Raw genomic sequence first — 26,512 nt, forward strand, 5'->3', positions numbered from 1 at the left:
CCGCTGTCCGCGCCGCCATGGCTGTGAGGCCGGACAACCCACAGATACGGACACCCCTCCCCGGCGCGCCGAATCCTCCGAGGGGCGACGTGATTCAGGGGGCCTCCGTCGCCTTCTCCGACTCCGAGCCGTCCGGGGCCACGACGGAGCGGGTGAGCGGGATCCGGGACAGCGCGAGGACACCCGCGGCGATCAGCGCGACACCGCAGAGCTGGGGCAGCAGCCACCAGCCGGAGCGGACCTCCTCCTCGTACAGGGTGATGCCGAGCGCCAGACTGACCGCCGCGTCGCCGAGGGTGAGCGCGGGCTGGGACGCCACCAGCGGGCCGGCCTGCATCGCGTTCTCCAGCAGGAAGAGCGCGCAGACACCGGTCGCGGCAAAGCCGTAGGTCTGCCAGGCGCTGAAGAACGCCTCGATCCCCTGGTCGTCGAGAATGTGCATCGACGCCTTCATCAGCGCCGCGGTCAGGGCGTAGCTGATCGCTGTCGCCCCTCCCAGACAGGCCGCACGCGCGCGGCCCTCGGGACGCTTGAGCCCCGCCAGGGCGAGCACGGCGACCGCTCCCACGCACGCGGCCAGCGCGGGAATCCAGCGGTCCAGCGCCACATGGGTGCGGTTGCCGGTCGGGGCCGCGGAGGCCAGTGCGACCACCAGACCGCCCACGACGACCGCCACGGCCAGCCAGCCCGTGCGCGGCAGATGCCGGTGCATGAGAAGGGAGGCGACGACCAGGGTGAGCGGCAGTTCGAGGACGAACAGCGGCTGCACGATCGTGAGCGGCCCGGTCGCCAGCGCCAGCGCCTGGCAGACACCGGCGGCGATCACCGCGAGGATCCCGGCCAGCCACACGGGACGCCGCAGGAGATCCAGCATCAGCCCGGCGCGGAAGCCTTCGGACCGCGGCACCGTGAGGGCCGCCTTGCGCTGAAGGACGGTGGCGACGGCGTTGCTGAACGCCGCGCAGAGCGCGAAGACGACCGGGAGCAGGGTGTGCAGCGTGGCGGGCCTCCCGAGGACGGGCGAGGCGGGCCCCGCCGGTGGTCTCCTGCCATGGTCACCTCGCTGCGGCCCACCGCGCGATCGGGACGCGCCCGGGCTGCGGACCGTTGATCACGAGCCGACAATGGGACCGGGTGCCCGTCGGACCGTGCGTGGCCCCCACCGGCGGTGCTGCGGCTGAGAGGAACGTGCCCATGCGCGTGCCGAAGGCGGACCGTACGACGATCGTGCACCGCGCCGTCCGGGTGAGTGTGGCGTCCTGCGCCGGGTTCTACCCGTTCGTCTACGCGGTGGACCGGCCCGCGGTCGCGCTGTACGCCCTGTTCGCCCCCGTGGCGCTCGGCATGCTGTCGCCGATCCCCGGGTCCGGACGCGTCCGGGCCGGTGTGATCCTGCGGGCACTGCCCGTCGGCCTGGTGCTCGTCACTCTGGGCACCGTCCTCGCCGTGGAGACCTGGGCGGCGGTCGCCGGCATGCTGGTCGTCGGCTTCCTCCTGGCCTTCGCGGCCGTCGGCGGACCACTCCCGGCCGGAGCGGCGCCCGGACTCCAGCTCTTCTACATCCTCGCCTGCTTCCCGCCGTACGCGCCGGGGTCCCTGGGCGAGCGGCTGGCGGGCCTGACCCTGGGCGTACTGCTGCTCGCGGCCTGTGAGGTCCTGCTGCTGCCCGCGCCGGCCACCGTCTCCTACCGGGAGCTCCTCGCCGATGCGGTGGCACTCGCCGGCCGGGCCGCGGCCACCGCCGGCCCACCGGCGGAGCGACAGCAGGCCACCGCCGACCCACCGGCCGGGAAGGTGCCTGCCGCGGACGACAGACCCCCGCCTGCCGCGGACGGCATCTCGGCCGAGCGGCTGCGGGACTTCGGCGGGCGGCTGCGGCTGTCCCGGCTGCCGACCGCCGAACGGCCGGCCGGTGCAGGCCGCAGGGACCGCGCCCTCGCACAGGCCGGCGGCGCCGCCCGCAGACTCCTCGTACAACTGGCCCGGATGCGGGACGCCCCCGCTTCGGTGGACGCTGCCTCGGCCGCGATGCTCGATCGTGTCGCTGCCCTCTGTGACACGGCCGCGACAGCGCTGCGGGGCGGACAGCCGATGCCTGCGTCCGGGACGATGGGACTCGGCGCCGCGATCGACGAGTTCCAGGCGGTACGGACAGCGCAGACGACCGGTCCGTCCGAGGCCGCGCCGCCCCTCCAGGTACTGCGCCGACAGGCCGCCGTTCTCGCGATCGCCGAATCCGCCCGGATCCTCGAGACGTCCGTCCGCATCGGTCTCGACGGCAGGCGCACTCCGGGCGTCCGGCCGCAGGAACTGTTCTGGTACGCCGGTCTCACGTCCGCCCGCCTCTGGTGGCGGCGTATCGCCGGCAACACCACCCTGCGCTCGGTCCAGTTCCAGAACGCCGTGCGTATCGCCCTCGGTCTGGGAGCCGCCCGGCTGGTGGCCGGCTCCCTCGATCTCACCCACGGCTTCTGGGTCCTGCTCGCGGTGCTCACCCTGGGCCGTACGACGGCGACGGAGACATGGTCGGCGGTGCGCTCGGCCCTCATCGGCACCCTCGTCGGCGCGACGGCGGCGGGTGCCCTGCTCCTCGCGGTCGGACATCACACCGACGCGTACGCGGTGGTCCTCGCACCGGCCATGTTCGCCGCGTTCGCGCTCGGGCCGATGCTCGGAGTCGCCTGGGCCCAGGCACTGTTCACCCTGGTGGTGTCGGCGGCCTTCGCCCAGATCGCCCACGTCTCCTGGCAGTTGGCCGAGGTCCGGCTCATCGACGTGATCACCGGCAGCGTCATCGGGCTGCTGTGCGGGCTCCTCGCCTGGCCCACGGGCGCCCGGCGCGAGGTGCACCGGAACATGGCCGCGCTGCTGCGCGCCTCGGGTCCGCTGATCCCCGCGACCGTGCGCGTCCTGCTGCCCGCCGGCCCGGAGCCGCAGCCCACGACGCTCCCCGCGCTGCACCGGCTGCGACTCGCGGAGGCGGCGTACCTGCAGTACGAGAGCGAGCCGGGGCAGCGGCCGGCCGCTGCAACGGACTGGCACGCCGTCCTCATCACCGCGAACGACATCCTCCTCGGCGTCCAGCTGCTGCCCCGCTTCGATCCGCCTCCGGCCGCGGGCCGGCCGGACGACGTGGCGTGGGCGCGCGCGGCCGCCGACCGGCTGGAGCTCGCCACCGACCGGATCGCCGCGCTCTGCGCCGGTGACGGGCCGCCGCCTCCCGGCGCCCCTCCCACCGGTCTGTCCCTCGGACCGCGCCACGGCAGGCCGCTCCCGCTGCTGATGGACCTGGAGCACTGGCTGAGGGTCCTTGCCGCCGAACTCGCCCACATCGAGAAATCGGTGGCCGCCCGGGTGGACTGACTCAGGGCCCGTCTCAGCCGGACGTGGGGCGCAGCACCAGCGAGACGAAGCCCATGGTGTCGCGGTAGACCCGCAGCCACTCCTCCCGGTGGGTCGTCGCCGCGCGCAGGGCCTCGGCGCTGTCCGGGTCCGCGGGCCGGTCCAGCGCCCACGACGCCAGCGAGCCCGTCCACGACCATTCGTAGTCGTCCAGCTCCCTGCGGGTGCTGACATGGCCGTGGACCGGAGTCCACCCCTCGGTGGTCACCCGGTCCATCGTGGTCGCCAGATCGGCGAAGTCGCCGAGCATCTCGACGGCTTCCTCGGAGGGCTCGCGCTCCCATATCCCGTCGCCGACCAGGACGCGCCCGCCGGGGGCCAGGTGCTTGCGAGCGGCCGCGAGGGTGGGGAGCAGGCCGCCGAAGGCGTGGGTCGCACCGACACTGATCACGAGGTCGAAGGCGTGCGGCGATGTGAAGTCGGCAGCGTCCTGCCGGTGCAGCATCAGCCGGTCCTCGACTCCCTGTCCCTGTGCGGCCTCGCGGGCGTGGAGCAGAGCGTTCTCGGCGAGGTCGACCCCCTCCGCACGCACCTGCGGACGGCCGGCGAGGGCGCGCAGCAGCCACTCACCGCCTCCGCAGCCGAGATCCAGGACGCGTTCGTCGCCCCGCGGGAGGGAGTGGTCGAGCAGGTCGCGTACCGCGTCGTCGTCGAGCGGCGCGGCGATGGGGTGGCCCGCATGGGCGATTCGGGAGATCAGTTCACGGTTCACCGGCGCAGCGTGCCAGGGCGGCGCGGTCGGCGCACGTGGATTTCCGGCACGTACGGGCACGGGGCCATCGGGCGCCGGCCACCGGGCGCCGGACGGTGGCGGGACCGTGGCCGGTTCGGCCGACAGCCGGTCACGGGACCGTGGCGCCTTCGGCCGGCAGCCGGACGGGGAGCCGCGGCAGATCCGTCGGCGCTCGGCTCCTTGACTTCGTGAGCGCTCCAACACCCAGACTCCCGCACACCGCCCCGGCCGACCGGTCGGGGTCGAACAGGGAGGACCTGTCATGCGGTACCGCACCATCGGCCAGAACCCGGACCACCGCCGGGAGGTCAGTGTGCTCAGCCTGGGAGCGATGCTGTTCGGGACGGCGACCAGCGAGCCGACGGCGTTCGCGATTCTCGACCGCTACGTCGAGGCCGGCGGCACGTTCGTCGACACGTCCGACAACTACGCGTACTGGTTCACCGGCGGTCAGGGCGGAGAGAGCGAGCAACTCATCGGCCGCTGGCGCCGCAGCCGGGGCATCGGGAACGAGATCACCGTCGCCACCAAACTCGGTGCGCGCCCCCTCGCCCCCGGGACCGGCTATCTCGACAACGCCGAAGGGCTCTCGGCCAAGGTGATCCGGGAGTCCGCCGAGCGCAGCAGGGAACGCCTGGGCACGGACAAACTGGATCTGCTCTATGCCCACATCGAGGATCCGTCGGTCGCCCCCGAGGAGACCGTGGAGGGGTTCGCGCAGCTCGTCGCCGAGGGAACGGTCGGTCTGCTCGGCGTCAGCAACCACTGGACGTGGAAGGTCGAACGGGCCCGCACCGTCGCCGCGGCGGCCGGACTGCCCGGTTACGAGGTGCTGCAGTACCAGCACAGCTATCTGCGGCCGCGTACCGACCGGCCGGGGGACATGTCTCCGGACGGCAGTCAGGGCGTCGCCGGCGGGGAACTGCTCAGTTATGTCCGCGACGACCCCGGCCTGACGCTGGTCGCCTACTCACCCCTGCTGGGCGGCCGTTATGTGCGTGAGGACAAGCCCTTCGGGCCCGAGTTCGACCACGCGGGCACGCCCGCGCGCCAGGCCGCTCTGCGTGCGGTGGCGCAGGAGGCCGGAGCCACCGTCAACCAGGTGGTGCTCGCCTGGCTCATCGGTGGGGAGATACCGGTCATCCCGCTGGTCGGTGCGTCCTCGGTGGCGCAGCTCGACGAGAGCCTTGCCGCGGTCGATCTGGAGCTGACGGCAGACCAGCGGACCAGGCTGGACGGGGCGTACTGATCCCGTCCGGCCCTCTCGGGCAGAGCCCGCACACATCGGATGCGTGATGCCGGCGAAGCGGGGAACCTGCACCCTCGCAGCATCGCCGAAGGGGAGGGAACATCATGCTCAGCACCATGTCGTCGGAAAGCACCCGGAGCGGGACGAAGCACGAGGACGTTTCCGCGGGGTCCCCCTCGCGCGTGGGGGAACTGCCGTGGATCGAGAACGCCGGCAAGCTCGCGCCGAAGAACGCGAAGAGCCTGTCGAAGGTGTTCTTCGACCGCCTCCAGGTGCTGGAGGAAGGCACCCACGAGTACCAGTACGCCCGCAACACGCTCATCGAGATGAACCTCTCCCTCGTGCAGTTCGCCGCGCGCCGGTTCCGCAACCGCGGCAGCGGCGAGATGGAGGACGTCATCCAAGTCGGCACGATCGGCCTCATCAAGGCGATCGACCGGTTCGACCTGTCCCGCGAGGTCGAGTTCACCTCGTTCGCGATTCCGTACATCGTCGGCGAGATCAAGCGGTTCTTCCGCGACACCAGCTGGGCCGTCCATGTGCCCCGCCGGCTCCAGGAACTCCGCACCGAACTGGCGAAGGCCAAGGACGAACTCGCCGCCGTACTGGACCGCGACCCGACGGTGAAGGAGCTCGCGGAGCTGCTCGAACTCTCCGAGGACGCGGTGCGCGAGGGCCTGGTCGCCGCCAACGGCTACACCGCCGGCTCCCTCGACACCCCGAACGCCGACAGCGACGACGCCCCGGTCGGCGCCCGGACGGGTCGTGCGTACGCGGACATCCTCGGCGGTGACGACCCGTACATGGAACTCGTCGAGGACCTGCACGCGCTCGCCCCTCTGCTGGAGCAGCTGGACGAGCGGGAGAAGCGCATCCTGCAGATGCGTTTCGGGCAGGAGATGACGCAGGCGGAGATCGGCCGGGAACTGGACGTGTCCCAGATGCATGTCTCCCGTCTCCTGACGCGCACGCTGACGAAGCTCCGTACCGGCATGCTGACGGATCGCTGAGCGACCCGCACGGGCCGCCTGCCCGGGACGCCAGGTGCGACGCTTGGGGTAAGGCCGTTCCGGTAGCCACCGGAGGGCCGTTCTCGCTCGGACCTCACGGAGGCCTTGGATGCAGATCGCGTCGCTGCCGTACCTCGATGAGCACGCGACGGTCGTCGAGGCGGGGGCGGACGACGTCTGGCGCAGTCTCCTCGAAACCCTGGACGGGTCGTTCTCGCGTCCGCGTGCGGCCGGTTACGCGCGGCTCGTCCGCTGCGACGACCGATCCGCGTCCGGGCCGCGCCCGATCGCAGAAGGGTCGGTATTGCCGGGGTTCCGGGTGGTCGCCGCGGTCCCGGGTCAGGAGCTGGCCCTCCAGGGGCGCCATCGCTTCTCCTCGTACGCCCTCATCTTCCGTCTCGATGAGATGGGCCCCGGCCGGACGCGGTTGCGTGCCGAGAGCCGTGCGGTCTTTCCCGGTCCGGCCGGGGGCGTCTACCGGCTGCTCGTCATCGGGACGGGAGGGCATGGGGTCGGTGTGCGGCGCATGCTCTCGGGGATCGGACGCCGGGCCGAGGAGCGGAAATGGGCCCGTTCGTGACGGGGCCGTCGACTGCCCGGCGCAGGGGCCTCGTGCCGTAGGCGAGTCGTCCGCCCTGCGCAAGCACCGCACTCAGAGTGCCGGCCGACGCGCCAGGTACTCCGCCGTCCGGCTCCCCGGCGTCCGCGCCACCTCCGGCGGGCGGCCCGCGGCCACGACGCGGCCTCCCGCGTCGCCGCCTCCCGGGCCCAGGTCCAGCACCCAGTCCGCCCCGGCGACCACCCCCATGTCGTGCTCGACCACGAACACCGAGTGGCCCGCGTCCACGAGCCCGTGCAACTGGCGCATCAACAGCTCCACATCGGCCGGATGCAGCCCTGTCGTGGGCTCGTCCAGCAGATACACCGTGTGGCCACGACGGTTGCGCTGGAGCTCCGACGCCAGCTTGATGCGCTGTGCCTCGCCGCCCGACAGCTCGGTGGCGGGCTGACCGAGCCGCAGATATCCGAGGCCCACCTCCTTCAGCGTGCGCAGGCTCCGCGCCGCCGGAGCGACGTCCGCGAAGAACTCCGCGGCCGTGTCCACCGTCATGCCGAGGACGTCGGCGACGCTCCGTCCCCGGTAACGGACCTGCAGCGTCTCCTCGTTGTAGCGGGCACCGTGGCAGGTCGGGCAGGGCGTGTACGTACCGGGCAGGAACAGCAGTTCCACGGCCACGAATCCCTCGCCCTGGCAGGTCTCGCACCGGCCTCCGGCGACGTTGAACGAGAACCGCCCGGCGCGGTAACCCCGTTGCCGGGCATCGTCCGTGGCCGCGAAGACCTTCCGTACGGCGTCGAACAGACCTGTGTACGTGGCCAGGTTGGACCGTGGGGTACGGCCGATCGGCTTCTGGTCCACCTGCACGAGGCGGTCCACGATGTCCACGCCCTTGGCCTCGACGCCCGTTCCCGCGCGGGCGTCGAGGCCCAGCGCCCCGTCGCCCTCCCCGTCGTCCGTACCGCCCTGGTCCGCCGGGTCCGCGCCCAGGTGCTCGGTGAGGACACCCGCGAGCACCTGACCGATCAGCGTCGACTTTCCCGAACCCGACACGCCGGTGACCGCGGTGAAGACCCCGAGCGGCAGGTCCACGTCCAGGTCGCGCAGGTTGTGCCGGGTGATGCCGCGCAGATGCAGCCAGGCGGACGGTTCGCGCGGGGTCCGCTCCGCCCCGGTGTCCGGCTCCCCGTCGAACAGGAACCGGCGGGTCACCGATTCGGTGACGGACGCCAGCGCCTCCACCGGTCCGCTGTGCAGGACCCGGCCGCCGAGTTCGCCGGCGTGCGGACCGACGTCGACGATCCAGTCGGCCCTGCGGACCACGTCCATGTCGTGCTCGACGACGTAGACCGAGTTCCCCGCCTCCCGCAGCCGCATCAGTACGGTCAGCAGCGCTTCGGTGTCCGCGGGATGCAGACCCGCCGACGGCTCGTCCAGGACGTACACCACGCCGAACAGCCCGGATCGCAACTGGGTTGCCAGGCGCAGCCGTTGCAGCTCGCCGGGGGAAAGCGTCGGCGTCGTACGGTCCAGGCTCAGATAGCCCAGCCCCAGTGCGGTGATCACCTCGGTCCGGGCGACCAGGTCGGCGGAGAGCGTCGTGGCGATCTGCCGTTCGGGCCCTTCGGGGAGATCCGCCACCTCGCCCCGGGCGGCGGGCCGCAGCACCTCGGCGAGAGCCGTCAGCGGCATGGCGTTGAGCTGCGCGATGGTGCGTCCTGCGAAGGTGACGGCCAGTGACTCCGGGCGCAGCCGGCTGCCACCGCAGGCAGGACAGGGCGAGCTCTCCAGGAACCGTTCGGCGCGAGCCCGCAGCGCCTGGCTCTTGGAGTCGGCGAAGGTGTGCATCACATAGCGCCGGGCGCTCTGGAACGTGCCCTGATAGGGCGCCTGGATCCGGCCCGCCTCCCGCACCGGGTGCACGGTCACCACCGGCTGCTCGTCGGTGAACAGGATCCAGTCCCGGTCCTGCTGCGGGAGTTCCCGCCACGGGCGGTCGATGTCATGGCCGAGGGTCCGGGTCACATCCCGCAGGTTCTTGCCGTGCCAGGCCCCCGGCCAGGCGGCGATCGCGCCCTCGCGGATGCTCAGTGAGGGGTCGGGGACCATCAGCTCCTCGGTGGTGCGGTGCACCCTGCCCAGGCCGTGGCAGACCGGGCACGCGCCGGCCGCGGTGTTGGGGGAGAAGGCGTCGGAGTCCACCGGTTCGGCACCCGGGGGATAGGTGCCGGCCCGGGAGAAGAGCATCCGGAGCGTGTTCGACAGTGTGGTCACGGTGCCGACGTAGGAGCGGGAGGTCGCCGAACCACGCCGCTGTTCGAGGGCGACGGCCGGCGGCAGCCCGAGGATGTCGTCCACCGCGGGCGCCCCCACCTGGTGGATCAGCCGGCGGGCGTAGGGCGCGACGGACTCGAAGTAGCGCCGCTGCGCCTCCGCGTAGATCGTGCCGAAGGCGAGGGAGGACTTGCCCGACCCGGAGACTCCGGTGAAGACGGCGAGCACGTCCCGCGGGATGTCCACGTCGATGTGGCGCAGATTGTGCTCGCGGGCACCACGCACCCGTACGTACGGATCGTGGGACGAGCTGCTCATGGTTCTCCGAAGGCATCGGGGACGGGCCGTTCGCACCGCATTCGGGCGGCAGCCACGCGGCCTCTCGCCGGCTGCCCCGGCCGTGGCCGCGCCGCGCCTCCTCGACCAGTGTGCCCTCGCGTCCCTCCCTTCGCAGGCGGGGCGTACCGCCGGACCACGCGCCAGGTGGACTGCGGCGGGTTCGAGGGGCAGCAGCCGGTCCTGCGGCGACCGTGGGATACCGCCGAAATCCGGTTGCCCCGGCAGTGGGCACCCGGACGAAGATGCCTCCATGACCGACGAGGTGAACGAGCAGAACGCAGGGGACCAGTGGGACGACGATGTGCGCGCGGCGGTCGCCGGTGAGCTACGGCTGATGGACCCGGTGGTGCGCTCCGCACGGGAGTTGGCCCGGCAGTTGCTCGACCCGGACTTCGTGGAGGTCGGCGCCTCGGGACGGCGGTGGAGCTACGAGGACATGCTCGCCGCACTGCCGGAGATGGACGGAGCAGCGGAAGGCGGCCCCCGGTACGAACCCTCGGACCTCAGGGGTGTGGTGCCGGCTCCCGGGCTGGTGCACCTCACCTACGAGACCACCGTCCGCGGGGAGCGGGCGCGCCGGAGTTCGCTGTGGCGCAGGGGACATGACGGGACATGGCGGATGTTCTACCACCAGGCCACGGTCGTTCCCGCCGCCGGTCAGCGGGCGGATGAACGAAATTCATGATCTTTCGCATGATCCGGTCCTCCTGAGGTACGCGCCCTGTGTCGGGTGACTTCCTCCTGCCTTCACCCCTGTGTCGAACGGGGCCGTTCGTTTTCCACACCGCCGCGCGATGTGGCGGAAGTTCTTCCGCGCGGGCGGTGCGCCGGCCCTCGCTGCTACCTGCGTGAACAGTGATAAAGCTGTGACTGTTGAGGCGTTTGAGACGGCAGTGACGGAGGTCACGCACCCCCTCGGTGCACGGAATGACTCCTTCAGGCGTCTCTACTTATGTCAGGGGGACGTCAACGGCCCGTGTGCGAGGGCCTGTTCGTGAGCCGGTTGTGCGGCCGCTCCGATGCGATGTCCTGTCTGGCGAGCGGTATCCGGAATATGACGGTATGTGATGAAACCAATACATCCATCTCCACGTATTGCTCACCGTGAGGCCACGCAGTGGCCCCCAGACAGCCCCTTGCGGGCCAGGGAGAGAAGCATGAAACCGTTCGCGTGGACCTACGCACGGCCGGCTGCGCTGTCACCGGTGGTCGACCAGTACTCGTACGACGCTGCCCTGCAGCTGAACGTCCTGCCCGACGGGCGCCCCGCCATCATGGACAGGGCCCTGCTCGCGGCGGTGGGCACCACCACCTCGACTGCCGGCTCCGCGACCCACTTCGACGACTGACCCGACGCGCACGATGACGGTGCTGATCCTGACCTGTGAGCAGGATGTGACCGCGGACATGGTGGTGGCGGAGCTGCACAAGAGCTGCGTCCCGCTCGTACGGTTCGACCCGGGTGACATTCCCGGCGAGGGAGCCCTGTCCGCCGAATACGTACGGGGCGAGTTCCGCGGCTACCTCTCCACGGGTGGGCGGGTCGTCAGCATGGACGGACTGCGTTCCATCTGGATCCGAAGACCCGGTGAACCGGCTGCTCACGCGTCCGAGCCGTCTCCCTGGCTGTCCGCCGAGACCGGCCAGGCGCTGTACGGGATGCTGGACTCCACCACCGCGCGCTGGATGAACCATCCCGGCGCCGCCGCGCGAGCGCGCCTCAAGCCCTGGCAGCTGCGTACGGCACACCGCAGCGGCTTTCCTGTGCCGGCGACGATCATCACGACGTATCCACAGGTGGCACGGCGGTTCGCCGAGCAGTACCGGCACGTCGTGGTGAAAGCCGTGTCGGGCAAGCCGCCGGCCGATCCGCCGATGGCGCTGCCCACGACCCTCGTACCGCCGGACGCGGACTTCTCCGGGGTGGCCGCGGGCCCCACACTGCTTCAGCGCTACATCACCAAGGCCGCCGACATCCGGCTGACCAGCGTCGGCGACGAGCTGTTCGCCGCCCGCAAGGTCGCCGAGCCCGGACAGGTGGACGGCCGGTACGGGGAGACCGGCCACGACTGGAAGCCCGTCGACGTGCCGCCTCGCGTCGCGCGGGCCGTTGCCACGTACAAGGACATGGCCGGCCTTGCTTACGGTGCCTTCGATTTCGCCGAGGACGGCGACGGGACGTGGTGGTTCCTGGAATGCAATCAAGGCGGCCAGTTCGGCTTCATCGAACTCCAGACCGAACAGCCGATCGCCGCGGCGGTGGCCGCCTGGCTGGGCGCTGAGGCATGACGTCCCGCCCGGAGCCGGGCGCGGCCCAGCGAGGTGCGGCCCGGTGCACACCGGCGGACGAACTGTGCCGTGTAGGCCCCCGAAGGTCGGGCAGATGAGGTGTACGCACAACAACGGGGGATGCGAAAGGGCAGGGTACGCCTGTGACCGCTGACGAGGTGACAGCCGGCAGGGAGCGTGGAGACGTCGTGCCGCGACCGGTTCCGACGACGGCTGCCGACGCACGGGACGAGGTTCAGAGACTGCTGGGCGACTGGTTCCGCCGCGCCCGGCAGGGCGTGGCCGACGAGGTCGTGCTCGCGGACGCGCTGCTGGTCACCACCGAACTGGTGACCAATGCGATCCGGCACGGCGGCGGCCTGTCCGCCTTCCAGGCCGACCTGACCGAGAGAGGTCTGCGCGTCACGGTCGGTGACCGTAGCGAGGTTCCGCCCACGGTCATCACCCCGACGAACGCCGAGGGGACGGTGCGGGTGGGCGGCTACGGCTGGCCGCTGATCCGCCGACTCGCCCGCGACATCGCCGTCATCCCCCGCTCCGGCGGCAAGATCATCAGCGTTCTGGTGCCCCTGCCGCAAACACCCGGGGCCTGACGGCCGCCCGCCCCCGTGGCCCTCGGTCGTCACTCGATGTCACGCGCGGGCGCTCGTGGTGATGAGCGACCGCCGTCGCGCACCGGCCCATGCGGTACGGGACGCGCGCCGGACGCTCTCCGTGGCAGCTGCCCGTACGGGCCCCGACACCCGTGCCCACAGCCCGAGTTCACGGTTCGAACACAGCGCCGTCATCTCGATGACGGCCACACGTCGCTGCTTCGCCGGATGCTCCTGACGGACCATCGGCATGTCCCCGACATCTCCTGTCCCCGACATCTAAGGAAGCGCCCGTGAGACTGAACCGTTCTCCCCGCACGACGGCCGGCGCCGCCCTGGGCACCGCGCTGTTGGCGCTCCTCGTCCCGTCCTCCGCGCAGGCGGTCCCGTCGGCCCTGCCGACCGTCACCCCCTCCGCCGAGACCGCACCTCTCCACGACGACGAGGCGGGCGGCAACGCCAACGCCGACGACCCGGCGATCTGGCGCAACGACGCCCACCCCGACCGCAGTCTGGTGGTCGCCACGGCGAAGGAGGGCGGTCTGCGGGTCTACGACCTGAAGGCCGACCTGGTTCAGTCGATCGCCGCACCCGCCCCGCCCTCGGAGGGCGCCGCGCCCGGCCGGTTCAACAACGTCGACCTCGTCTCCGGGCTGCGCACCCCCACCGGCCGCGCCGACATCGCCGTGGTGACCGACCGGGGCCGCGACCGGCTGCGCGTCTACCGCATCGATCCCTCCCGCCCGGGCCGCCCACTGGCCGACGTCACCGACCCGGCCGCCGCGCCCGTGTTCTCGGCGAGCGAGTCCGAGGTCGACGACCAGCGGACCGCCTACGGTCTGGCCACCTGGACCGACCGGCGCACGGGGCGTTCGTACGCCCTGGTCAGCCGACGGAGCGAAACCGCCGTCGCGCTGCTGGAGCTCCGCCCGACGGCCGCCGGCACCATCGGCTACCGGAAGATCCGCACGATCGAGCTCCCGGCGTCCCACCGGCTGCCCAACGGCACGAAGTGGACCCCCTGCGGCGAGCCCGGTGAACTGCCCCAGGTCGAGGGCATGGTCGTCGACCCCGCGGCCGGTGTCCTCTACGCGGGCCAGGAGGACGTCGGTATCTGGCGGATGCGCGCCGATCTGTCCGGCAAGCCCGTACTCGTCGACAAGGTGCGGGAGTTCGGCGTTCCCGGCGTGTACGACGAGGAGACCGAGGAGTGCACACCCGGCGCCGATCCGGGGTACGGGGGCAAGCACCTGTCGGCCGACGTGGAAGGGCTCACGCTGTTCCAGGAGCGTGACGGCGACGGCTATCTGCTGGCGTCCAGCCAGGGCGACAACACTTTCGCGCTCTACGACCGGGAGATCTCCGAGCACAACGCGTACGAGGGCGGCTTCCGGGTCGGTGCCGCCTCCGCCACGCTCGACGGCAGCGAGGTGTGCGACGGAGCGGCCGTGATGAACGAACCGCTCGGCCGGCGTTACCCCCGCGGCCTTCTCGTCGTCCAGGACGGCCAGGAGACGCCCGCCGCACCGGACGGTGAGGGCGGCGAACGGGAGACGACCGGCTTCAAGTTCGTCGATCTCGGCGCGGTGGTGGACGCCACCGACATGTGAGGACAGGCCGTAGGCCTTCCGGCCCGCATCAGGCGGCATCGCCCGGTGCGGGCCACGTATGAGGCAGGCGCGAGCGGGTACCGCGACACTCCGAACACCGCACGGACGGAGGACGCGTGTCCAAGAATGTCTTCGTACTCGGCCTGGACGAGGCCAACCTGCCCACGCTGCACGGCATACCGGACGCCGCGTCGCTGCGTTTCCACCCCCTGCTGACCGTCGAAGAGCTCCAGGACGGCGAAGTCTCGGTGGCGGAGCTCCTGGAGAAGGCGCAGGCCGTGCTCGACGCCTTCGACGGGAGCATCGACGCGATCGTCGGCTACTGGGACTTCCCGGTCAGCACCCTCGTGCCGATCCTCAGTGAGCGGTACGGCACCCGGAGCACCGGTCTGGAATCGGTCGTCAAGTGCGAGCACAAGTACTGGAGCAGGCTCGAACAGCAGAAGGTGACCGACAGGCACCCGCGGTTCGGTCGGGTCGACCTCGAGGCCGAGGACCCGCGGCCGCCCGAGGGCGTGCGGTTCCCGATGTGGCTCAAGCCCGCGCTCGCGTACTCCTCCGAACTCGCCTTCGGCGTCAAGAACGAGGAGGAGTTCCGGACGGCCGTCGCCGAGATCCGCGAGGGCATATCGCGCGTCGGCCGCCCCTTCGAGTACATCCTGGACCGGCTCGACCTCCCGCCCGAGATGGACGGTGTCGGCGGCGAGGTGTGCCTGGCCGAGGAGGAGATGTCCGGGGTCCAGGTCGCGGTGGAGGGATACGTCCACGAGGGCCAGGTCACTGTCTACGGCGTGCTCGACTCGATCAACTACCCCGGTTCCTCCTGCTTCCTGCGCCACCAGTACCCCTCCACGCTCCCCGAGCCGGTGATCAGGCAGCTGCACGAGGTCACCGAGCGGGTGATGCGGCAGATCGGCTTCGCCTCGGCGACCTTCAGCGTGGAGTACTTCTACGATCCCCAGACCTCGGAGATCAGCCTCCTGGAGATCAATCCGCGCCACTCCCAGTCGCACGCGGAGCTCTTCCAGTACGTCGACGGCGTGCCCAACCATCACTCCATGGTCCGCCTCGCACTCGGCGAGGACCCCCGGATACCGCACCGGGCGGGCGAGTACGCGATGGCCGCGAAGTGGTACCACCGCTGGTTCGCCGACGGGGTCGTGCACGACGTGCCGACGCCCGACGATCTCCGGCGCATCGAACGGGAGATCCCGGGCATACGTGTCGACATCGTGCCCGCGGAGGGTGAGCGGCTGTCGGAGATGTCCGGCCAGGACAGCTACAGCTACGAACTGGCCCACATCTTCACCGGCGGCGACGACGAGCAGGACCTGCGGGACAAGTACGACCGCTGTGTGGCGGCGCTGGGACTCACCTTCGACGAGACCGCGCCGGGCGGCCGGGACGAGAAGAACGCCTGAACCGGCCGGCCACCCAGGGGGCGAGCAGCGAGGAAGGAGCACCACGGCCACATGCGACACGTGACCCAACTGCCGTACGCGACAAAGGAAGAAGAGCACGTCGTCATCCCCGTCTCCGACGGCGTCGAACTCTCGGCGCGCATCTGGCGACCCACGTCGTCGGACAGCGAGCCGGTGCCCGCGGTGCTCGAATACATCCCGTACCGCAAGCGGGACCTCACCGCGGTCCGCGACTCGATGCACCATCCGTACATCGCGGGACACGGATACGCCTGTGTACGCGTCGATCTGCGCGGCACCGGCGATTCCGAGGGGGTGCTCAGGGACGAGTACCTCGAAGTGGAACAGACCGATGCGGAGGACATCCTCGCCTGGCTCGCGCAGCAGCCGTGGTGCGACGGCAACACCGGGATGATGGGGATCTCCTGGGGAGCGTTCGCGGCGCTCCAGGTCGCCGCACGCCGCCCACCGAGCCTGCGGGCCATTGTCATCGCGTCGTTCACCGACGACCGGCACTCCGACGACATGCACTACATGGGCGGAGCGCTGCTCTCCGACAATCTTGCCGAGGCGGGCACGATGTTCGCCTACGGAACCTGCCCGCCGGACCCGGCGGTGGTCGGCGACCGCTGGCGGGAGATGTGGCACGAACGGCTCGAACACACCCGTCCCTGGGTCCTCGAATGGCTGCGCCACCAGCGCCGCGACGACTACTGGCGGCATGCGTCGGTGTGCGAGGACTACGACGCGATCCAGTGCCCGGTCCTCGCCTCCAGCGGCTGGGCCGACGGCTACTCCAACGCCGTCACGCGGCTGCTGGGCAACCTGGACGTCCCCCGCAAGGGACTGATCGGCCCGTGGTCGCACAAGTTCCCGCACCTGGGCGAGCCGGGCCCCGCCATCGGCTATCTCCAGGAGGTCGTGCGGTGGTGGGACCACTGGCTCAAGGGCGCCGACAACGGCGTGATGGACGGACCCATGCTGCAGACCTGGATGCAGGAGAGCGTCCCGCCGTCCACGTCGTACGAGGAACGGCCGGGCCGCTGGGTCGGCGAACCCGACTGGCCCTCCCCGCACATCGAGCCGGTCACCCACCCGCTCACCCGGCACCGGATCGGGCCGCCCGGTGCGGCATCCGGCGAGGTGCCCGAGGGGGGCGAGGCGGAGCCGATGACCGTCCAGTCGCCCCTGTCGGTGGGCCAGTTCGCGGGCAAGTGGGCCTCCTACAACGCGCCGCCCGACCTGCCCTACGACCAGCGTGAGGAGGACGGGGGCTCCCTGGTCTTCGACACCGACCCGCTGACCGAACCGCTGGAGATCCTCGGGTCGCCGACCGTCGAACTGGACCTCGCTGTCAGCGAGCCCGTCGCGATGGTGGCGGCACGCCTGTCCGACGTGAGTCCCGACGGCCGCGCCACCCGTGTCTCCTACGGCCTGCTGAACCTCACCCGCCGGGACAGCACCGAGGCCCCCGAGGAACTGGTACCGGGCCGCCGCTACCGTGCCACGGTCCACCTCAACGGAGTGGCGCAGGCCTTCCCTCCGGGGCACCGGGTCCGTCTTTCTCTGTCCACCTCGTACTGGCCGCTCGCCTGGCCGCCGCCGAAGCCCGCCCTGCTGAGCGTCCACGAAGGCTCCAGCACACTGACACTGCCGGTGCGTCCGACGGAAGAGCCGGACGAGATGCCGCGCAGCCCCTTCGGCGAGCCCGAGGGGACCCCGCCCGTCGCGTCGACCCGGCTCACACCCCCGGAGCAGCGCTGGGAGGTCAAGCGCGACCTCGTCGACTACCGGGCGGAACTGGAGATCGTGAAGGACCGGGGCATGGTCCGCATCGAGGACATCGGCCTCGATGTCGGCTGTCGCGCCCACGAGCGCTACGCGGCCGTCGCCGACGACTTCACCTCGGTCAGCGGCGAGACGACCTGGACCATGCGCTTCCGCCGGGACGACTGGGACGTGCGGGTCGTCACGCGTACGCGCCTCACGTCGGACGAGACCGACTTCCACGTCGACGCCACCCTGGACGGATACGAGGGTGACACGCGGGTGTTCTCACGCACATGGAACGAGAGCGTGCCACGCGACCTGCTGTAGCCGGTGCTCGGGAGGCCGCCGGACGCGTGGCGCGATCAGAAGCCGTGACGACGGTCGCCGAGTACCCGCTCGGCGACCTCCCGCTCCATCTCCGGGGAGAAGATCCTGCGGCGGGCCGCGACGGCCCGGCGGGTCTCGTCCGCGGTCAGATCGGCGTTGACGGCCGCGCCCGCCCGCACGCCCGCGGCGGCGGCGCCGACGACCTGATCGGTCAGGTTGACGACATTGCCGGCCGCCCACACTCCGGGGACGTCCGTCGCCCCGGTCGGATCCGCGGCGATGTGGCTGCCGATGACGACACCGTTCACCTCCTGCTCGGTCGGTCGCAGCCCGAGCCCGCCCAGCAGATCGGCGCGCGCGGTGAACCGCGGGGCGACGACGAGGGCCCGGCGCGCGATGACATGGCCGTCGGCGAGCCGTACCCCGCTGAGCCGGCCCTCCGTCGTCTCCACAGCCGTCACCTCCCCGTCGATCACGGCGATGTCCCGGGCGGCAAGCTGCTCGTACTGCTCGGAATCCGGCTCGGGCGCCGTGTGCAGAAAGAGGGTCACGTCGTTGCTCCACTGCCGCCACATCAAGGCCTGGTGCACGGCGAGGGGACCCGTCGCGAGAATGCCGATCGCCTGGTCGCTCACCTCCCAGCCGTGGCAGTACGGGCAGTGGAGGACCTCGCGGCCCCAGCGGTCGGCCAGGCCGGGGATGTCGGGGAGTTCGTCGACGAGGCCCGTGGTGACCAGGAGCCGCTTCCCCAGGGCCGCCGTGCCGTCGTCGAGGGTGACGCGGAAGTCACCGCCCGCCAGGCGCTCGGCGTCCACGACCTGGGCTTCGACGATCTCGCCGCCGTACCCGGTGACCTCGTCGCGCCCCATGGCCAGCAGTTGAAGGGGCGGCACGCCGTCGCGGGTGAGAAAGCCGTGGGCGTGCGCCGCCGGTGCGTTACGGGGCCTCCGCCCGTCGATCACCAGTACCGAACGCCGGGCCCTGGCGAGGGTCAGTGCCCCGCTGAGTCCGGCGGCGCCCCCACCGATGACGACGACGTCGTAGCGGTGGCCGTTCGCTGTCCCGGGTGATGTCCGCATCGTTCGCTCCTTCGTGTCCCCGTACCTCCGTACCAGGCCGATGATGGAGCTGTACCGCACAGAATGACAAACGTCTTTGCTGTATTGGCAACTCTGGAAGGGCTGACCGACCCGGATCAGTCGCCGGGACCCGGGTCCGGCCGCACCGCGTCTTCGATGCCCGCCCTCGCGGCCTCCAGCTGCGCCGCGAACGCTATGCCCAGGAACAGCGCCACGCCGGTCACATTGGCCCACAGCAACAGCGCGACGAATGCCGTCAGGGGGCCGTACACCGCACCGAAGGAACCGCTCTCGCCGATGTAGAGGGCGAGGAGCCAGGTGGCCGTGACCCACAGGATCAGATGAATGCCCGACCCGAACGCGAGCCAGGTGTAGCCCGGCTGGTCGCGGCGCGGCGACCAGCGGAAGATGACGGCCGACGCGACGCCGGCGAGCAGCACACCCACCGGGACGTGCAAGGGCCGCCACCAGTCCAGCAGGGACGGCGACCAGCCCATGGCCTCCACCACGGCCGCGCCGACGTCCTGTCCGGCGACGATCGCAAGGAAGCCACCGCCGAGCGGCAGCCCCGCGAAGAGGGCGAGGACGACGCCCCTGCCGTACTTGCGCAGGAACGGGCGGTCGCGCTCGATCCCGTAGATGCGGTTGCAGCCCCGTTCGATCTGCCCCATCGCCGAGGCCAGATTGACCACCGCGAAACCGAGGCCGAGCCACATGGCGACAGCGCCGGCCCGGTCCGCGTCCGCGCTGCGCCGGGTGTCCGCGAGTGCCTGCTGGATGAGGTCGGAACTCGCACCGGGCACGATCCTGCCCAGCGTCAGATCCACGATCCGGCCCACGCTCTCCGTGTGCAGCGTGGTGGCCACGCCCACGAGCGCGATGACGAACGGCACGATGCCCAGCACGACCTGGTAGCCGAGCGAGCGCGACGAACTGAAGCCGTCCGCGTAACGGAAGCGGGCGAACGCGTCGAGGAACAGCTTGCGCCCGCCGTAGTGGCGCAGCGCGGCGAAGGCCTCGTCCCCGGAGAGCTCCTCGCCCACCATGTCCCGCGTCTGCGGCACATGCACCGCTGTTCCCATGGTCCGCCTCCACCCCCGCCCCTGAAGGCGAAGCTCCTGGTCCGCTGCACATCGTCCCTCGTCATCGGCTTCCCCGAAGACCGCGGAATCCTCGCACGGAGGCGACGTTGCCTCGCGGGCACCCGGGGATCAGCGGTTGCCGTACGCAGAGAGGGGACAGCCGGCAGCGATCGCGGAGTTGAGGGTGGGGCAGGCCGGCCCAGGAGGTGCGCGCCGACGACCGGGCGGGGCGACGCTGCGGGCCGCGCGGCCGCCCCGCGCCGGACAACGGCGTCAGCGAGCGGGGCGGCGGCCCGTACGGCGCCAGCGCAGTGCCGCGTAGACCAGATCGACCAGCAGGACGAGGGCGCCGATGACCAGCAGATAGGCAAGCCCCTCGGCCGCGACGCCGATGATGCCCAGCACGAGGGCCACGATGACCACGAACAGGACCAGAGCCATGGCGTGACTTTCTGAGAGAAGACGGAGCGGGTCAGCGGCGCGCGAGCTGACGTTCGCCGCCTGCGCCCGGCTGGTAGGGCAGTTCGTAGTGCTCGAAGATCCCCTTCTCGTCCTCGGCGGGGAGCACGTCGTCGGTTCCGATCGACGGCGCGTCCTTCACCAGGGACTTGGGATACGCGACCCGCACATACTCGGGCCCGACCACGGCGCCCGCCAACGGCACGAACACGAGCCGGTGCCGCGTCGGCAGCCCGACGAGAACCGTCGCCACCGCCGGCTCGTCGGTCCTCGTGTCGACGTAGACGGCCTCCAGGGATCCGATCTTGCGCCCGTCGGGGTCGATCACGCCGTGGGTGCGCCATTCCCGGATGTCTGCACTCTTGATCACGTCGGTTCTCCTCGTCTCACCCCCGTGCCGCGGGGGATCGTTCAGTGGCACCGCACCGGTGATCCTTGCGCACGAGGAAGCCGTACGACGCGAACGCCACCCCGGCAGGGGTGACGGCCGAGGCGGCGACGCCGATCGGGCTCCTGCTCTCTCGTGTGACCGCTCGACGCGGATCCACGCCACCGGGCGGCACGAAGACACCAGGGAAAGCAACCTGGTTGGCGCGGGGAGGGGCGCCGCAACGCCGGATCGCCGCCGCCCTGTTTCGCGGGCGGCGGCGATCCGGCGTTGTGTCTGTCAGCTGTCGCCGGCGGGCCCTGCCGCCTTCTGACGGCGGAACAGGGCGGCAGTGGCCAGCACCGCGGCGAGTGCCACGCAGCTCACCGCCGTCACATCCGCCCAGACGAAGGTCTCACCGAGCGTGTTGCCGAGGACGTCGACGGCGCCGAAGCCCGACGTCGAGTAGACGGCGAGGACCCCAATGGCCGTGGCGGCGGCCGCCGCCCAGGTCCCCACCGACTCCTGCACGGCGAGCCAGATGCCGAACACGAGGCACAGGACGGCGATGGCCGGCGACACCACGTCCGCGTACCCGCCCTCGCGCAGGGCTCCGAGATCCATCGGGACGTGGATCACGCCGCACCCCAACAGGGCCAGTGCCGCGGCCCAGCGCGGGAGCGAGCGCACGACCGACGAGCCGTTGCGGGCAGGGGTGGCCGCCTCGGCGGGCGGCGTGAACGGCGCGGTCGTCGGGATGGAGAGAGGTGGGACGAGAACCGGCAGAGCGGTACCGGCAGACGCCATGAGCGTCGGCGCGGTCGTGCGCACCGTGACGGGCCGGGTGGCGACCTGCGTGGCGGGGCGTTCCGCCACCTGTGTGGCGGTCGCGGCGCCGACGTGCACGGCGGGCCAGCCCTCGCCCGTGGCGAAGTGGGTGGTGTCGTGGACACCGGGGAGTTCGTCGAAGGCGGGGGGAAAGGCGGGGGAAAGAACGGCCGCCGACGGCTCGTCCGCGCCGGACGGCGCGTGGGGGTCCGCGCCGAACTCCGTGCCGAACTCCGTACTGAGGGGCGCTTGTGGCTCCGTGCCGAACGGCGTGCTGGGCGGCTCGTGCGGCTTCGTGTCGAACGGCGTGCTGAGCGGCTCCTGCGGCTCTGTGCCGAACGGTGCGCTCTGCGGCTCTGTGCCGAACGGTGCCTCGGTCCCCGTGTCGGCCTCCGTGGCCTCCGTAGTGGACTCCGGGCGGGGCTCGGTGCCGGACTCCGGGCGAGGCTGGTTGCCGGACTCCGCACCGGGCACGGTCATCGACCCCGTGCCGCTCCGCGTGCCGTGGTCCATACCGAGGATCGCCACCAGTTCGGCGACGTCCTCGATCGACCTGCCCATGGCTGCCGCGCGAAGCGTCGTACCGGCCTCGCCGGTGTCGTGGGGCGTCTCGTTGAGCAGAGTGACCAGCTGGCGGACCTCTTCCAGAGGACGGGCGACCGCGGCGGCGCGCAGTGCTTCGTCGCCGGGACGCGACAGTTCACCGGTCCGGTTCAGCAGACTGACGAGTGCTGCGACCTCGTCCAGGGGACGGTGCGTCGCCGCGGTCCACAGGAGGGTGCGTATCGGCTCGTCGTTGCTGCTCGCGGTCGCATCCGGTCGTCCCGCGGGGAAGGGACCCGTCCGACCCGTGGAACCGTCGTCGGAACGGTCCTCCGGGGAGGGGGTGGGTTCAAAGGACATGGCGGGCTCCCTGTGCCAGATTCCACGGTGACGGCACCGTGATGGCCTCTGTGCGCCATGAGGCGCACGCTTCGCTTCATCCAAACGCGAGGTCAGGGCGTTCCGCCATCCGGGACCGGCATTCGGGGGGTGGCCGGCGGCCGCGGCGACGTACGGCATGAACAAGGGCCGGACCGGTCGGCCGGTCCGGCCCTCGCGCGGAGCCTGCTGACCGGCTGTCAGGGCGTCTTGGGACCCGTCCAGCCGGCCGTCACATGCGCTATCCGCACCCGCTGCGGATGGTCACCGACGTCCACGGACGCCACCTTCCGGCCCGTGGCGAAGTCGATCGCCGTCACGCGGTCGGCGCCGGCCTCGGAGATGACACAGGAGGCCCCGTCACCGCTGACGGTCGCCCAGTACGGCTTGGAGGCCGTCACCAGAGGCCCCTCCTGAAGCGTGGCCCTGTCGACGACCGTGGCGTAGTCGTCCATCGTCCCGGCGACGCAGAGTTTGTCGCCCGCGGGGCTCATCGACATCCCGTGGTGGCGGGAGTCGTTGACCCAGGTCGTACGGTCCTCGCTGGTCGCCGGGTTCTTCGGCAGCGTCTTGAGGCGGGTGATCCTGTCGGAGGCGATGTCGTACTCGAGGAAGCCGTTGAAGAAGGAGACCTGGAAGTACAGCTTCGACTCGTCCGGTGTGAAGGCGACCGGCCGTACCGAGTCCGACAGGTCCTTGCGGCCGAAGGCGTCGAGACGGGCCCGCATGTCGATCACCTTGACCTCCTTGAAGGTCTCGGTGTCGACGACCGTGATGCGCCGGTCGCCCTTCGTCCAGTCCATCAGCGGGTCGTCCAGCGCGGTGTTGACCTCGCCGATCGACATGTTCCACAAGTACCGGCCACCGCCGGTGAAGACGTTCTCGTGGGGCTTGTCGCCGGTCTTGAACGAGCCCAGTTGCCTGCCCGTCCGGATGTCGAGCACGTGGACGGTGTTCGACGTCGATGCCGACACGGCGACGCGTGTGCCGTCGGGCGAGACCGCCATGTGGTCGGAGCGGAAACCGGAGACGGGGAAGCGCCAGTTGATGCGTCCGGTGGCGAGGTCGATCGACACGACGTCCGCGAAGCTCGGGCGCGAGACGACCATCGCCGTGCCGTCCGGTGTGGCGTACATGTCGTCGACGAACTGGTCGTGGCCCTCACCGGGGCCGCTGCGGATACCGAGGAAGAACACGAGCTTCAGCGGGTTGAGGTAGATCTCCGTCAGGCGCTGGTCCTTGTCCGGGATGACATTGATCCTGCCGATCCTGGCGAAGTCGCCGCGGGCCTTGATGACATCGGCGGTGCCGTCCCAGTTGTTGCCGACGAACATCACCTGCTGGAGGCCCGGGTCAGGGGCCTGGGTGGCGGTGGAGGCCTTGGGCGACGCCGGGGCGGCAAGTGCCGTGGCCGAGCCGGTGACCGTCAGGGCGACGACGGTCGCGAGGGCGCCGAGCGTGCGCAGTAACGGGCGCCGCGAGAAGGCGGCCGAGGGTGTGTCGCGCCAGGGATTCCGTCGTGCGGGCAGAGACATCTGCGGTCCTTTCCGTGGGGGCGGGTCGGGCCTTGCGATGCTGGGAGAATCTGAATACGCATGACTTCAGATTGAGCTACTGGAAAGTAACGACAGGCGGCCCACGCCACAAGAGTCGTGACAGGAGAAAATGGCCGGGACGTCAGCGGGGGAGGCACAGTGGCCGGCAGGCTGAGACAACCGACCGGCCGCTACGGAGGCAGGTCGGCGGAGGAGCGCCGGGCCGACCGGCGACGGCGATTCCTGACCGCGGGGCTCCAGCTCTTCGGGGACAGCCCCGGCTACCGGGCCACGACCGTCTCGGCCCTGAGCGAGGCGGCGGGCCTGTCCACGCGTCAGTTCTACGAGGAGTTCCGCACGCTGGAGGACGTGTTGGCCGCCGTCCACCTCCAGGTCAACGACTGGGCGGAGGCGGCGGCCGTCGCCGCGCTCGCGGACGCGGAGGGCCGGCCCATGGCGGAGCGGGCCGCGGCCGCCTTCCGCGCGTATGCGGCCGATGTCACCGGCGACCCCCGGCGTATCCGCATTTCGTTCGTCGAGATCATCGGTGTCAGCCCGCGGTTGGAGGAGCAACGGCTGAACCGGCGTTCACGCTGGGTCGACCTCATCTGCGCCGAGGCGACCGCGGCGGCCGAGCGCGGCGAAGCGGCGGCGCGCGACTACCGCATCGCCGCCGCGGCGTTCATCGGCAGTGTGAACGGACTGCTCCACGACTGGAGTGCCGGGCGGGTCGATGCGACACTCGATCAGGTCGTGGACGAGCTGGTGCGGATCCTGCTGGGAATCATGCGGCCGGGGGCGGCCGACCCGACCGGCCGCTGACCCGGCCGCCGGCCGACCACCCCGGCCCCGCAGCGCCGGACCGTCGCCGTCCCCCGCGCCTCAGTCACGCGTGGCCAGGTCCTCGAAGTATGCCTTCTGCGCCGGGTAGTAGTCGTCGAACGCCGGCGCCGCCGTGCCGTCGCGCGAGGCGACCAGATTGTCGAGGTAGTACTCCCAGCCGGGCCCCATCTCGCCGATGCCCTGGTCGGACCTGAGGTGGTGGATCAGCTGGAGTTCCGTGGTCCCGTCCGACTCGGACAGCCGCAGCTCCATGTGCCAGGCGCCCGCCTCGTCCGTCGTGGTGAGGGCAAGGTGCCGCGGGGGCTCGCACGCGTCGATGTGCGCGTCGAACCACGGCGCCCCTTCCTCGAACGACATCCGGACCTTGATCGTGCGTCCGGGTGCGGCGTCGCCCTCCCAGGGCCCGAACCAGCGGGCGGTGCGCTCGGGCTCGGTGACGCTCGCCCAGACGTCGTCGATGGGCGCCCGCATGGTGCGGGTGACCACCAGATCGCTGCCGTCGGCGGTACGCAGGAGCCGGCCGGTGGGTGTGGGGTTCATGCGGTGTCCTCTGTGCGTTCGACGGATTCTGGGACGGGCTGTCCGGTGCGCTCGCGCCGGGTGCGCTCACGGGTGGTGCGGCGGACCTCGGTCTCCAGCGCGTCGAGCCGGTGCTCCCAGCCCTCCGGGGCCCGGAGAGCCGTGATCCACTCGGCGACCTCGTCGAGCGGCGCGGTGTCGAGCCGGTAGAACCGCTGTCTGCCGACCAGTTCGTCGTGCACCAGGCCGCTCTCGCGCAGGACACGCAGATGACGGCTGACGGCCGGACGGCTGATCGTGAACCTCCGCGCGATGTCGCCGGCGGTGAGCGCGGTACCGCGCAGCATGACGAGGATCTCCCGGCGCACCGGGTCGGCGATCGCCTCTGCCACCTCGTTCATGGAAAAAGCGTAACCCATCGGTTACGGGTTTTCCAGGCGGCCGGCAAGCACGGGGGAGGGCGGCGGCATCAGACCCTGGCCGGGAACGAATGGTGCTCGTGCGTGACGACCCAGCGGCCGGCCTCCTTGCGCAGCCCGATCGTCAGACGCAGCCGGCCCCCGGGGTCCTTCCGCAACTCCTCCTCGGTGCCGCAGCGCAGCAGCGCGTGCGCGAAGGCGACGTCGTCCCCGGCCGTGATGTCGAGCGAGAGGAGATCGAAGCAGGCACCCAGCTGCTGCCAGACGAAGAACGGCGGCCAGGTCTCCCGGTAGCGGTCGATGCCCCGGACGCCGTCGTCCGGCGGTGGTACGTCGAACATGACGATGTCGTCGGCGTGGTCGGCGAGGACACCCTCGATATCGCCCTCGTGCGCGGCCTTCGCCCAGCGTTCGATCAGTGTCCGGATCTGTGTCTCGTCGTCGGTCATGACCTCGTTCCCTTCCGGTCCGGGTTCCTTTCCGGGCGTGTCCATGGACGGCACGCTCGCACTCCTGCACAGAGGCAGACCGTCGCGACGCGCGCGATTCATTGCCCGACCCGCCCTTCGTGGTCCGACAGCCCGACCCGCCCTTCGTGGTCCGACAGCCCGGCCGGGCGCCGGTGCGATGACCGCCGCTCGGCGTCGTGGGTGAGGAGGTCGAGGGCCTCGCGGTACGCCGCCGTGGCCTCGTCGTCCCGGCCCGGCCGGCGCAGCAGGTCGGCCCGTGGCGCCGGCAGCAGGTGGTACCCCCAGCGTTCCACCGTCGGCCAGGTTGTCCACCAGGGCCGGGCCCGCCGCCGGTCCGCAGTTCATGGCGATGGCGATGGCCCGGTTCGGCGGGGCCGCCCCACCGCGCCGGCGTCGACCCCGCGCCCGCGTCCA

General features: G+C 71.2%; 26 protein-coding genes. 12 read left to right on the forward strand and 14 right to left on the reverse strand.

Features of this window, described 5'->3' with window-relative positions; genetic code table 11:
* Window positions 1-94: 94 nt before the first annotated feature.
* A complete protein-coding gene (locus ACQPWZ_RS32965; RefSeq protein WP_433573907.1) occupies window positions 95-997 on the reverse strand; it encodes a DMT family transporter in 903 nt (300 codons plus the stop codon).
* Window positions 998-1,194: 197 nt separating this feature from the next.
* Between ACQPWZ_RS32965 and ACQPWZ_RS32970 the strand changes: the two genes are divergently transcribed.
* Window positions 1,195-3,363: an FUSC family protein gene (locus ACQPWZ_RS32970; RefSeq protein WP_433573228.1), complete on the forward strand. Its 2,169-nt coding sequence runs from the start codon at window positions 1,195-1,197 to the stop codon at window positions 3,361-3,363.
* A 13-nt stretch (window positions 3,364-3,376) separates the two neighbouring features.
* On the opposite strand, the gene ACQPWZ_RS32975 is transcribed toward ACQPWZ_RS32970, so the two are convergent.
* Window positions 3,377-4,114 carry an SAM-dependent methyltransferase gene (locus ACQPWZ_RS32975; RefSeq protein WP_433573229.1) on the reverse strand — a complete coding sequence of 246 codons (738 nt, stop codon included), beginning with the start codon at window positions 4,112-4,114 and terminating at the stop codon, window positions 3,377-3,379.
* A 283-nt stretch (window positions 4,115-4,397) separates the two neighbouring features.
* Here ACQPWZ_RS32975 and ACQPWZ_RS32980 point away from each other — a divergent pair, with 283 nt between their 5' ends.
* The 3 genes from ACQPWZ_RS32980 (at window position 4,398) to ACQPWZ_RS32990 (ending at window position 6,974) form a co-directional block, all read left to right on the forward strand.
* Complete coding sequence (locus tag ACQPWZ_RS32980; protein ID WP_433573230.1) at window positions 4,398-5,384, forward strand: aldo/keto reductase; 987 nt, start codon at window positions 4,398-4,400, stop codon at window positions 5,382-5,384.
* Between the two features lie 116 nt (window positions 5,385-5,500).
* Window positions 5,501-6,394: a SigB/SigF/SigG family RNA polymerase sigma factor gene (locus tag ACQPWZ_RS32985; RefSeq protein WP_433573231.1), complete on the forward strand. Its 894-nt coding sequence runs from the start codon at window positions 5,501-5,503 to the stop codon at window positions 6,392-6,394.
* Window positions 6,395-6,503: 109 nt separating this feature from the next.
* A complete protein-coding gene (locus ACQPWZ_RS32990) occupies window positions 6,504-6,974 on the forward strand; it encodes a hypothetical protein (protein WP_433573232.1) in 471 nt (156 codons plus the stop codon).
* Window positions 6,975-7,046: 72 nt separating this feature from the next.
* On the opposite strand, the gene uvrA is transcribed toward ACQPWZ_RS32990, so the two are convergent.
* Window positions 7,047-9,545 carry an excinuclease ABC subunit UvrA gene (gene uvrA / locus ACQPWZ_RS32995; protein ID WP_433573233.1) on the reverse strand — a complete coding sequence of 833 codons (2,499 nt, stop codon included), beginning with the start codon at window positions 9,543-9,545 and terminating at the stop codon, window positions 7,047-7,049.
* A 271-nt stretch (window positions 9,546-9,816) separates the two neighbouring features.
* Between uvrA and ACQPWZ_RS33000 the strand changes: the two genes are divergently transcribed.
* From ACQPWZ_RS33000 to ACQPWZ_RS33015, 4 genes are all read left to right on the forward strand, one after another.
* The gene (locus ACQPWZ_RS33000) at window positions 9,817-10,251 is read left to right on the forward strand and encodes a DUF4440 domain-containing protein (protein WP_433573234.1); all 435 of its coding nucleotides are present in this window, start codon (window positions 9,817-9,819) and stop codon (window positions 10,249-10,251) included.
* A 472-nt stretch (window positions 10,252-10,723) separates the two neighbouring features.
* Window positions 10,724-10,915 carry a putative ATP-grasp-modified RiPP gene (tgmA, locus tag ACQPWZ_RS33005; RefSeq protein WP_313942532.1) on the forward strand — a complete coding sequence of 64 codons (192 nt, stop codon included), beginning with the start codon at window positions 10,724-10,726 and terminating at the stop codon, window positions 10,913-10,915.
* 13 nt (window positions 10,916-10,928) lie between these two features.
* Window positions 10,929-11,855, forward strand: a complete 927-nt coding sequence (tgmB, locus tag ACQPWZ_RS33010) for an ATP-grasp ribosomal peptide maturase (RefSeq protein ID WP_340477070.1) — start codon at window positions 10,929-10,931, stop codon at window positions 11,853-11,855.
* A 143-nt stretch (window positions 11,856-11,998) separates the two neighbouring features.
* Entirely contained in the window at window positions 11,999-12,448 is a 450-nt protein-coding gene (locus ACQPWZ_RS33015; RefSeq protein WP_356700075.1) for an ATP-binding protein, read from the forward strand.
* Window positions 12,449-12,487: 39 nt separating this feature from the next.
* Here the strand turns inward: ACQPWZ_RS33015 and ACQPWZ_RS33020 are convergent, their stop codons facing one another.
* Window positions 12,488-12,700: a hypothetical protein gene (locus tag ACQPWZ_RS33020; RefSeq protein ID WP_433573235.1), complete on the reverse strand. Its 213-nt coding sequence runs from the start codon at window positions 12,698-12,700 to the stop codon at window positions 12,488-12,490.
* Between the two features lie 41 nt (window positions 12,701-12,741).
* On the opposite strand from ACQPWZ_RS33020, the gene ACQPWZ_RS33025 reads away from it, so the two are divergent.
* The 3 genes from ACQPWZ_RS33025 (at window position 12,742) to ACQPWZ_RS33035 (ending at window position 17,576) form a co-directional block, all read left to right on the forward strand.
* Window positions 12,742-14,058, forward strand: a complete 1,317-nt coding sequence (locus tag ACQPWZ_RS33025) for a phytase (protein WP_433573236.1) — start codon at window positions 12,742-12,744, stop codon at window positions 14,056-14,058.
* Window positions 14,059-14,174: 116 nt separating this feature from the next.
* Window positions 14,175-15,479 carry an ATP-grasp domain-containing protein gene (locus ACQPWZ_RS33030; RefSeq protein WP_433573237.1) on the forward strand — a complete coding sequence of 435 codons (1,305 nt, stop codon included), beginning with the start codon at window positions 14,175-14,177 and terminating at the stop codon, window positions 15,477-15,479.
* 51 nt (window positions 15,480-15,530) lie between these two features.
* Window positions 15,531-17,576: a CocE/NonD family hydrolase gene (locus tag ACQPWZ_RS33035; protein WP_433573238.1), complete on the forward strand. Its 2,046-nt coding sequence runs from the start codon at window positions 15,531-15,533 to the stop codon at window positions 17,574-17,576.
* Window positions 17,577-17,611: 35 nt separating this feature from the next.
* Here the strand turns inward: ACQPWZ_RS33035 and ACQPWZ_RS33040 are convergent, their stop codons facing one another.
* From ACQPWZ_RS33040 to ACQPWZ_RS33065, 6 genes are all read right to left on the reverse strand, one after another.
* Window positions 17,612-18,655 carry an NAD(P)/FAD-dependent oxidoreductase gene (locus tag ACQPWZ_RS33040; protein ID WP_433573239.1) on the reverse strand — a complete coding sequence of 348 codons (1,044 nt, stop codon included), beginning with the start codon at window positions 18,653-18,655 and terminating at the stop codon, window positions 17,612-17,614.
* Window positions 18,656-18,771: 116 nt separating this feature from the next.
* The gene (locus ACQPWZ_RS33045; RefSeq protein WP_340477076.1) at window positions 18,772-19,737 is read right to left on the reverse strand and encodes a YihY/virulence factor BrkB family protein; all 966 of its coding nucleotides are present in this window, start codon (window positions 19,735-19,737) and stop codon (window positions 18,772-18,774) included.
* A 273-nt stretch (window positions 19,738-20,010) separates the two neighbouring features.
* Window positions 20,011-20,178: a hypothetical protein gene (locus tag ACQPWZ_RS33050; RefSeq protein ID WP_340477077.1), complete on the reverse strand. Its 168-nt coding sequence runs from the start codon at window positions 20,176-20,178 to the stop codon at window positions 20,011-20,013.
* 31 nt (window positions 20,179-20,209) lie between these two features.
* The gene (locus ACQPWZ_RS33055) at window positions 20,210-20,566 is read right to left on the reverse strand and encodes a PRC-barrel domain-containing protein (RefSeq protein WP_340477078.1); all 357 of its coding nucleotides are present in this window, start codon (window positions 20,564-20,566) and stop codon (window positions 20,210-20,212) included.
* Window positions 20,567-20,863: 297 nt separating this feature from the next.
* Window positions 20,864-22,294, reverse strand: a complete 1,431-nt coding sequence (locus ACQPWZ_RS33060) for a hypothetical protein (protein WP_433573240.1) — start codon at window positions 22,292-22,294, stop codon at window positions 20,864-20,866.
* A 218-nt stretch (window positions 22,295-22,512) separates the two neighbouring features.
* On the reverse strand, window positions 22,513-23,847 hold the full coding sequence (locus ACQPWZ_RS33065; protein ID WP_433573241.1) for a YncE family protein: 1,335 nt from the start codon (window positions 23,845-23,847) through the stop codon (window positions 22,513-22,515).
* 159 nt (window positions 23,848-24,006) lie between these two features.
* On the opposite strand from ACQPWZ_RS33065, the gene ACQPWZ_RS33070 reads away from it, so the two are divergent.
* The gene (locus ACQPWZ_RS33070) at window positions 24,007-24,669 is read left to right on the forward strand and encodes a TetR/AcrR family transcriptional regulator (protein ID WP_340477081.1); all 663 of its coding nucleotides are present in this window, start codon (window positions 24,007-24,009) and stop codon (window positions 24,667-24,669) included.
* A gap of 60 nt (window positions 24,670-24,729) precedes the next feature.
* On the opposite strand, the gene ACQPWZ_RS33075 is transcribed toward ACQPWZ_RS33070, so the two are convergent.
* The 4 genes from ACQPWZ_RS33075 to ACQPWZ_RS33090 all read right to left on the reverse strand — a co-directional run bounded on the left by ACQPWZ_RS33075 (window position 24,730) and on the right by ACQPWZ_RS33090 (window position 26,391).
* Window positions 24,730-25,230 (reverse strand): SRPBCC family protein, encoded by a 501-nt coding sequence (locus tag ACQPWZ_RS33075; protein WP_356700057.1) that lies wholly within the window; start codon window positions 25,228-25,230, stop codon window positions 24,730-24,732.
* Window positions 25,227-25,610 (reverse strand): metalloregulator ArsR/SmtB family transcription factor, encoded by a 384-nt coding sequence (locus tag ACQPWZ_RS33080; protein ID WP_433573242.1) that lies wholly within the window; start codon window positions 25,608-25,610, stop codon window positions 25,227-25,229. Before ACQPWZ_RS33080 ends, ACQPWZ_RS33075 begins: the two co-directional genes overlap by 4 nt.
* 68 nt (window positions 25,611-25,678) lie before the next feature.
* The gene (locus ACQPWZ_RS33085) at window positions 25,679-26,077 is read right to left on the reverse strand and encodes a YybH family protein (RefSeq protein WP_383246605.1); all 399 of its coding nucleotides are present in this window, start codon (window positions 26,075-26,077) and stop codon (window positions 25,679-25,681) included.
* Window positions 26,078-26,175: 98 nt separating this feature from the next.
* Complete coding sequence (locus ACQPWZ_RS33090) at window positions 26,176-26,391, reverse strand: hypothetical protein (protein ID WP_433573243.1); 216 nt, start codon at window positions 26,389-26,391, stop codon at window positions 26,176-26,178.
* Window positions 26,392-26,512: the final 121 nt, after the last annotated feature.

This window comes from Streptomyces sp. CA-251247 (genome assembly GCF_050952975.1).
Classification (GTDB): domain Bacteria; phylum Actinomycetota; class Actinomycetes; order Streptomycetales; family Streptomycetaceae; genus Streptomyces; species Streptomyces achmelvichensis.

Excerpts from the sequence above, each read along its gene's own strand:
- ACQPWZ_RS32970 (WP_433573228.1), top strand. The coding sequence starts at position 1,195 with ATGCGCGTGCCGAAGGCGGACCGTACGACGATCGTGCACCGCGCCGTC.
- ACQPWZ_RS32980 (WP_433573230.1), top strand. The coding sequence starts at position 4,398 with ATGCGGTACCGCACCATCGGCCAGAACCCGGACCACCGCCGGGAGGTC.
- ACQPWZ_RS32985 (WP_433573231.1), top strand. The coding sequence starts at position 5,501 with ATGTCGTCGGAAAGCACCCGGAGCGGGACGAAGCACGAGGACGTTTCC.
- ACQPWZ_RS32990 (WP_433573232.1), top strand. The coding sequence starts at position 6,504 with ATGCAGATCGCGTCGCTGCCGTACCTCGATGAGCACGCGACGGTCGTC.
- uvrA (WP_433573233.1), bottom strand. The coding sequence starts at position 9,545 with ATGAGCAGCTCGTCCCACGATCCGTACGTACGGGTGCGTGGTGCCCGC.
- ACQPWZ_RS33000 (WP_433573234.1), top strand. The coding sequence starts at position 9,817 with ATGACCGACGAGGTGAACGAGCAGAACGCAGGGGACCAGTGGGACGAC.
- tgmA (WP_313942532.1), top strand. The coding sequence starts at position 10,724 with ATGAAACCGTTCGCGTGGACCTACGCACGGCCGGCTGCGCTGTCACCG.
- tgmB (WP_340477070.1), top strand. The coding sequence starts at position 10,929 with ATGACGGTGCTGATCCTGACCTGTGAGCAGGATGTGACCGCGGACATG.
- ACQPWZ_RS33020 (WP_433573235.1), bottom strand. The coding sequence starts at position 12,700 with ATGCCGATGGTCCGTCAGGAGCATCCGGCGAAGCAGCGACGTGTGGCC.
- ACQPWZ_RS33035 (WP_433573238.1), top strand. The coding sequence starts at position 15,531 with ATGCGACACGTGACCCAACTGCCGTACGCGACAAAGGAAGAAGAGCAC.
- ACQPWZ_RS33040 (WP_433573239.1), bottom strand. The coding sequence starts at position 18,655 with ATGCGGACATCACCCGGGACAGCGAACGGCCACCGCTACGACGTCGTC.
- ACQPWZ_RS33045 (WP_340477076.1), bottom strand. The coding sequence starts at position 19,737 with ATGGGAACAGCGGTGCATGTGCCGCAGACGCGGGACATGGTGGGCGAG.
- ACQPWZ_RS33050 (WP_340477077.1), bottom strand. The coding sequence starts at position 20,178 with ATGGCTCTGGTCCTGTTCGTGGTCATCGTGGCCCTCGTGCTGGGCATC.
- ACQPWZ_RS33060 (WP_433573240.1), bottom strand. The coding sequence starts at position 22,294 with ATGTCCTTTGAACCCACCCCCTCCCCGGAGGACCGTTCCGACGACGGT.
- ACQPWZ_RS33065 (WP_433573241.1), bottom strand. The coding sequence starts at position 23,847 with ATGTCTCTGCCCGCACGACGGAATCCCTGGCGCGACACACCCTCGGCC.
- ACQPWZ_RS33075 (WP_356700057.1), bottom strand. The coding sequence starts at position 25,230 with ATGAACCCCACACCCACCGGCCGGCTCCTGCGTACCGCCGACGGCAGC.
- ACQPWZ_RS33080 (WP_433573242.1), bottom strand. The coding sequence starts at position 25,610 with ATGAACGAGGTGGCAGAGGCGATCGCCGACCCGGTGCGCCGGGAGATC.
- ACQPWZ_RS33085 (WP_383246605.1), bottom strand. The coding sequence starts at position 26,077 with ATGACCGACGACGAGACACAGATCCGGACACTGATCGAACGCTGGGCG.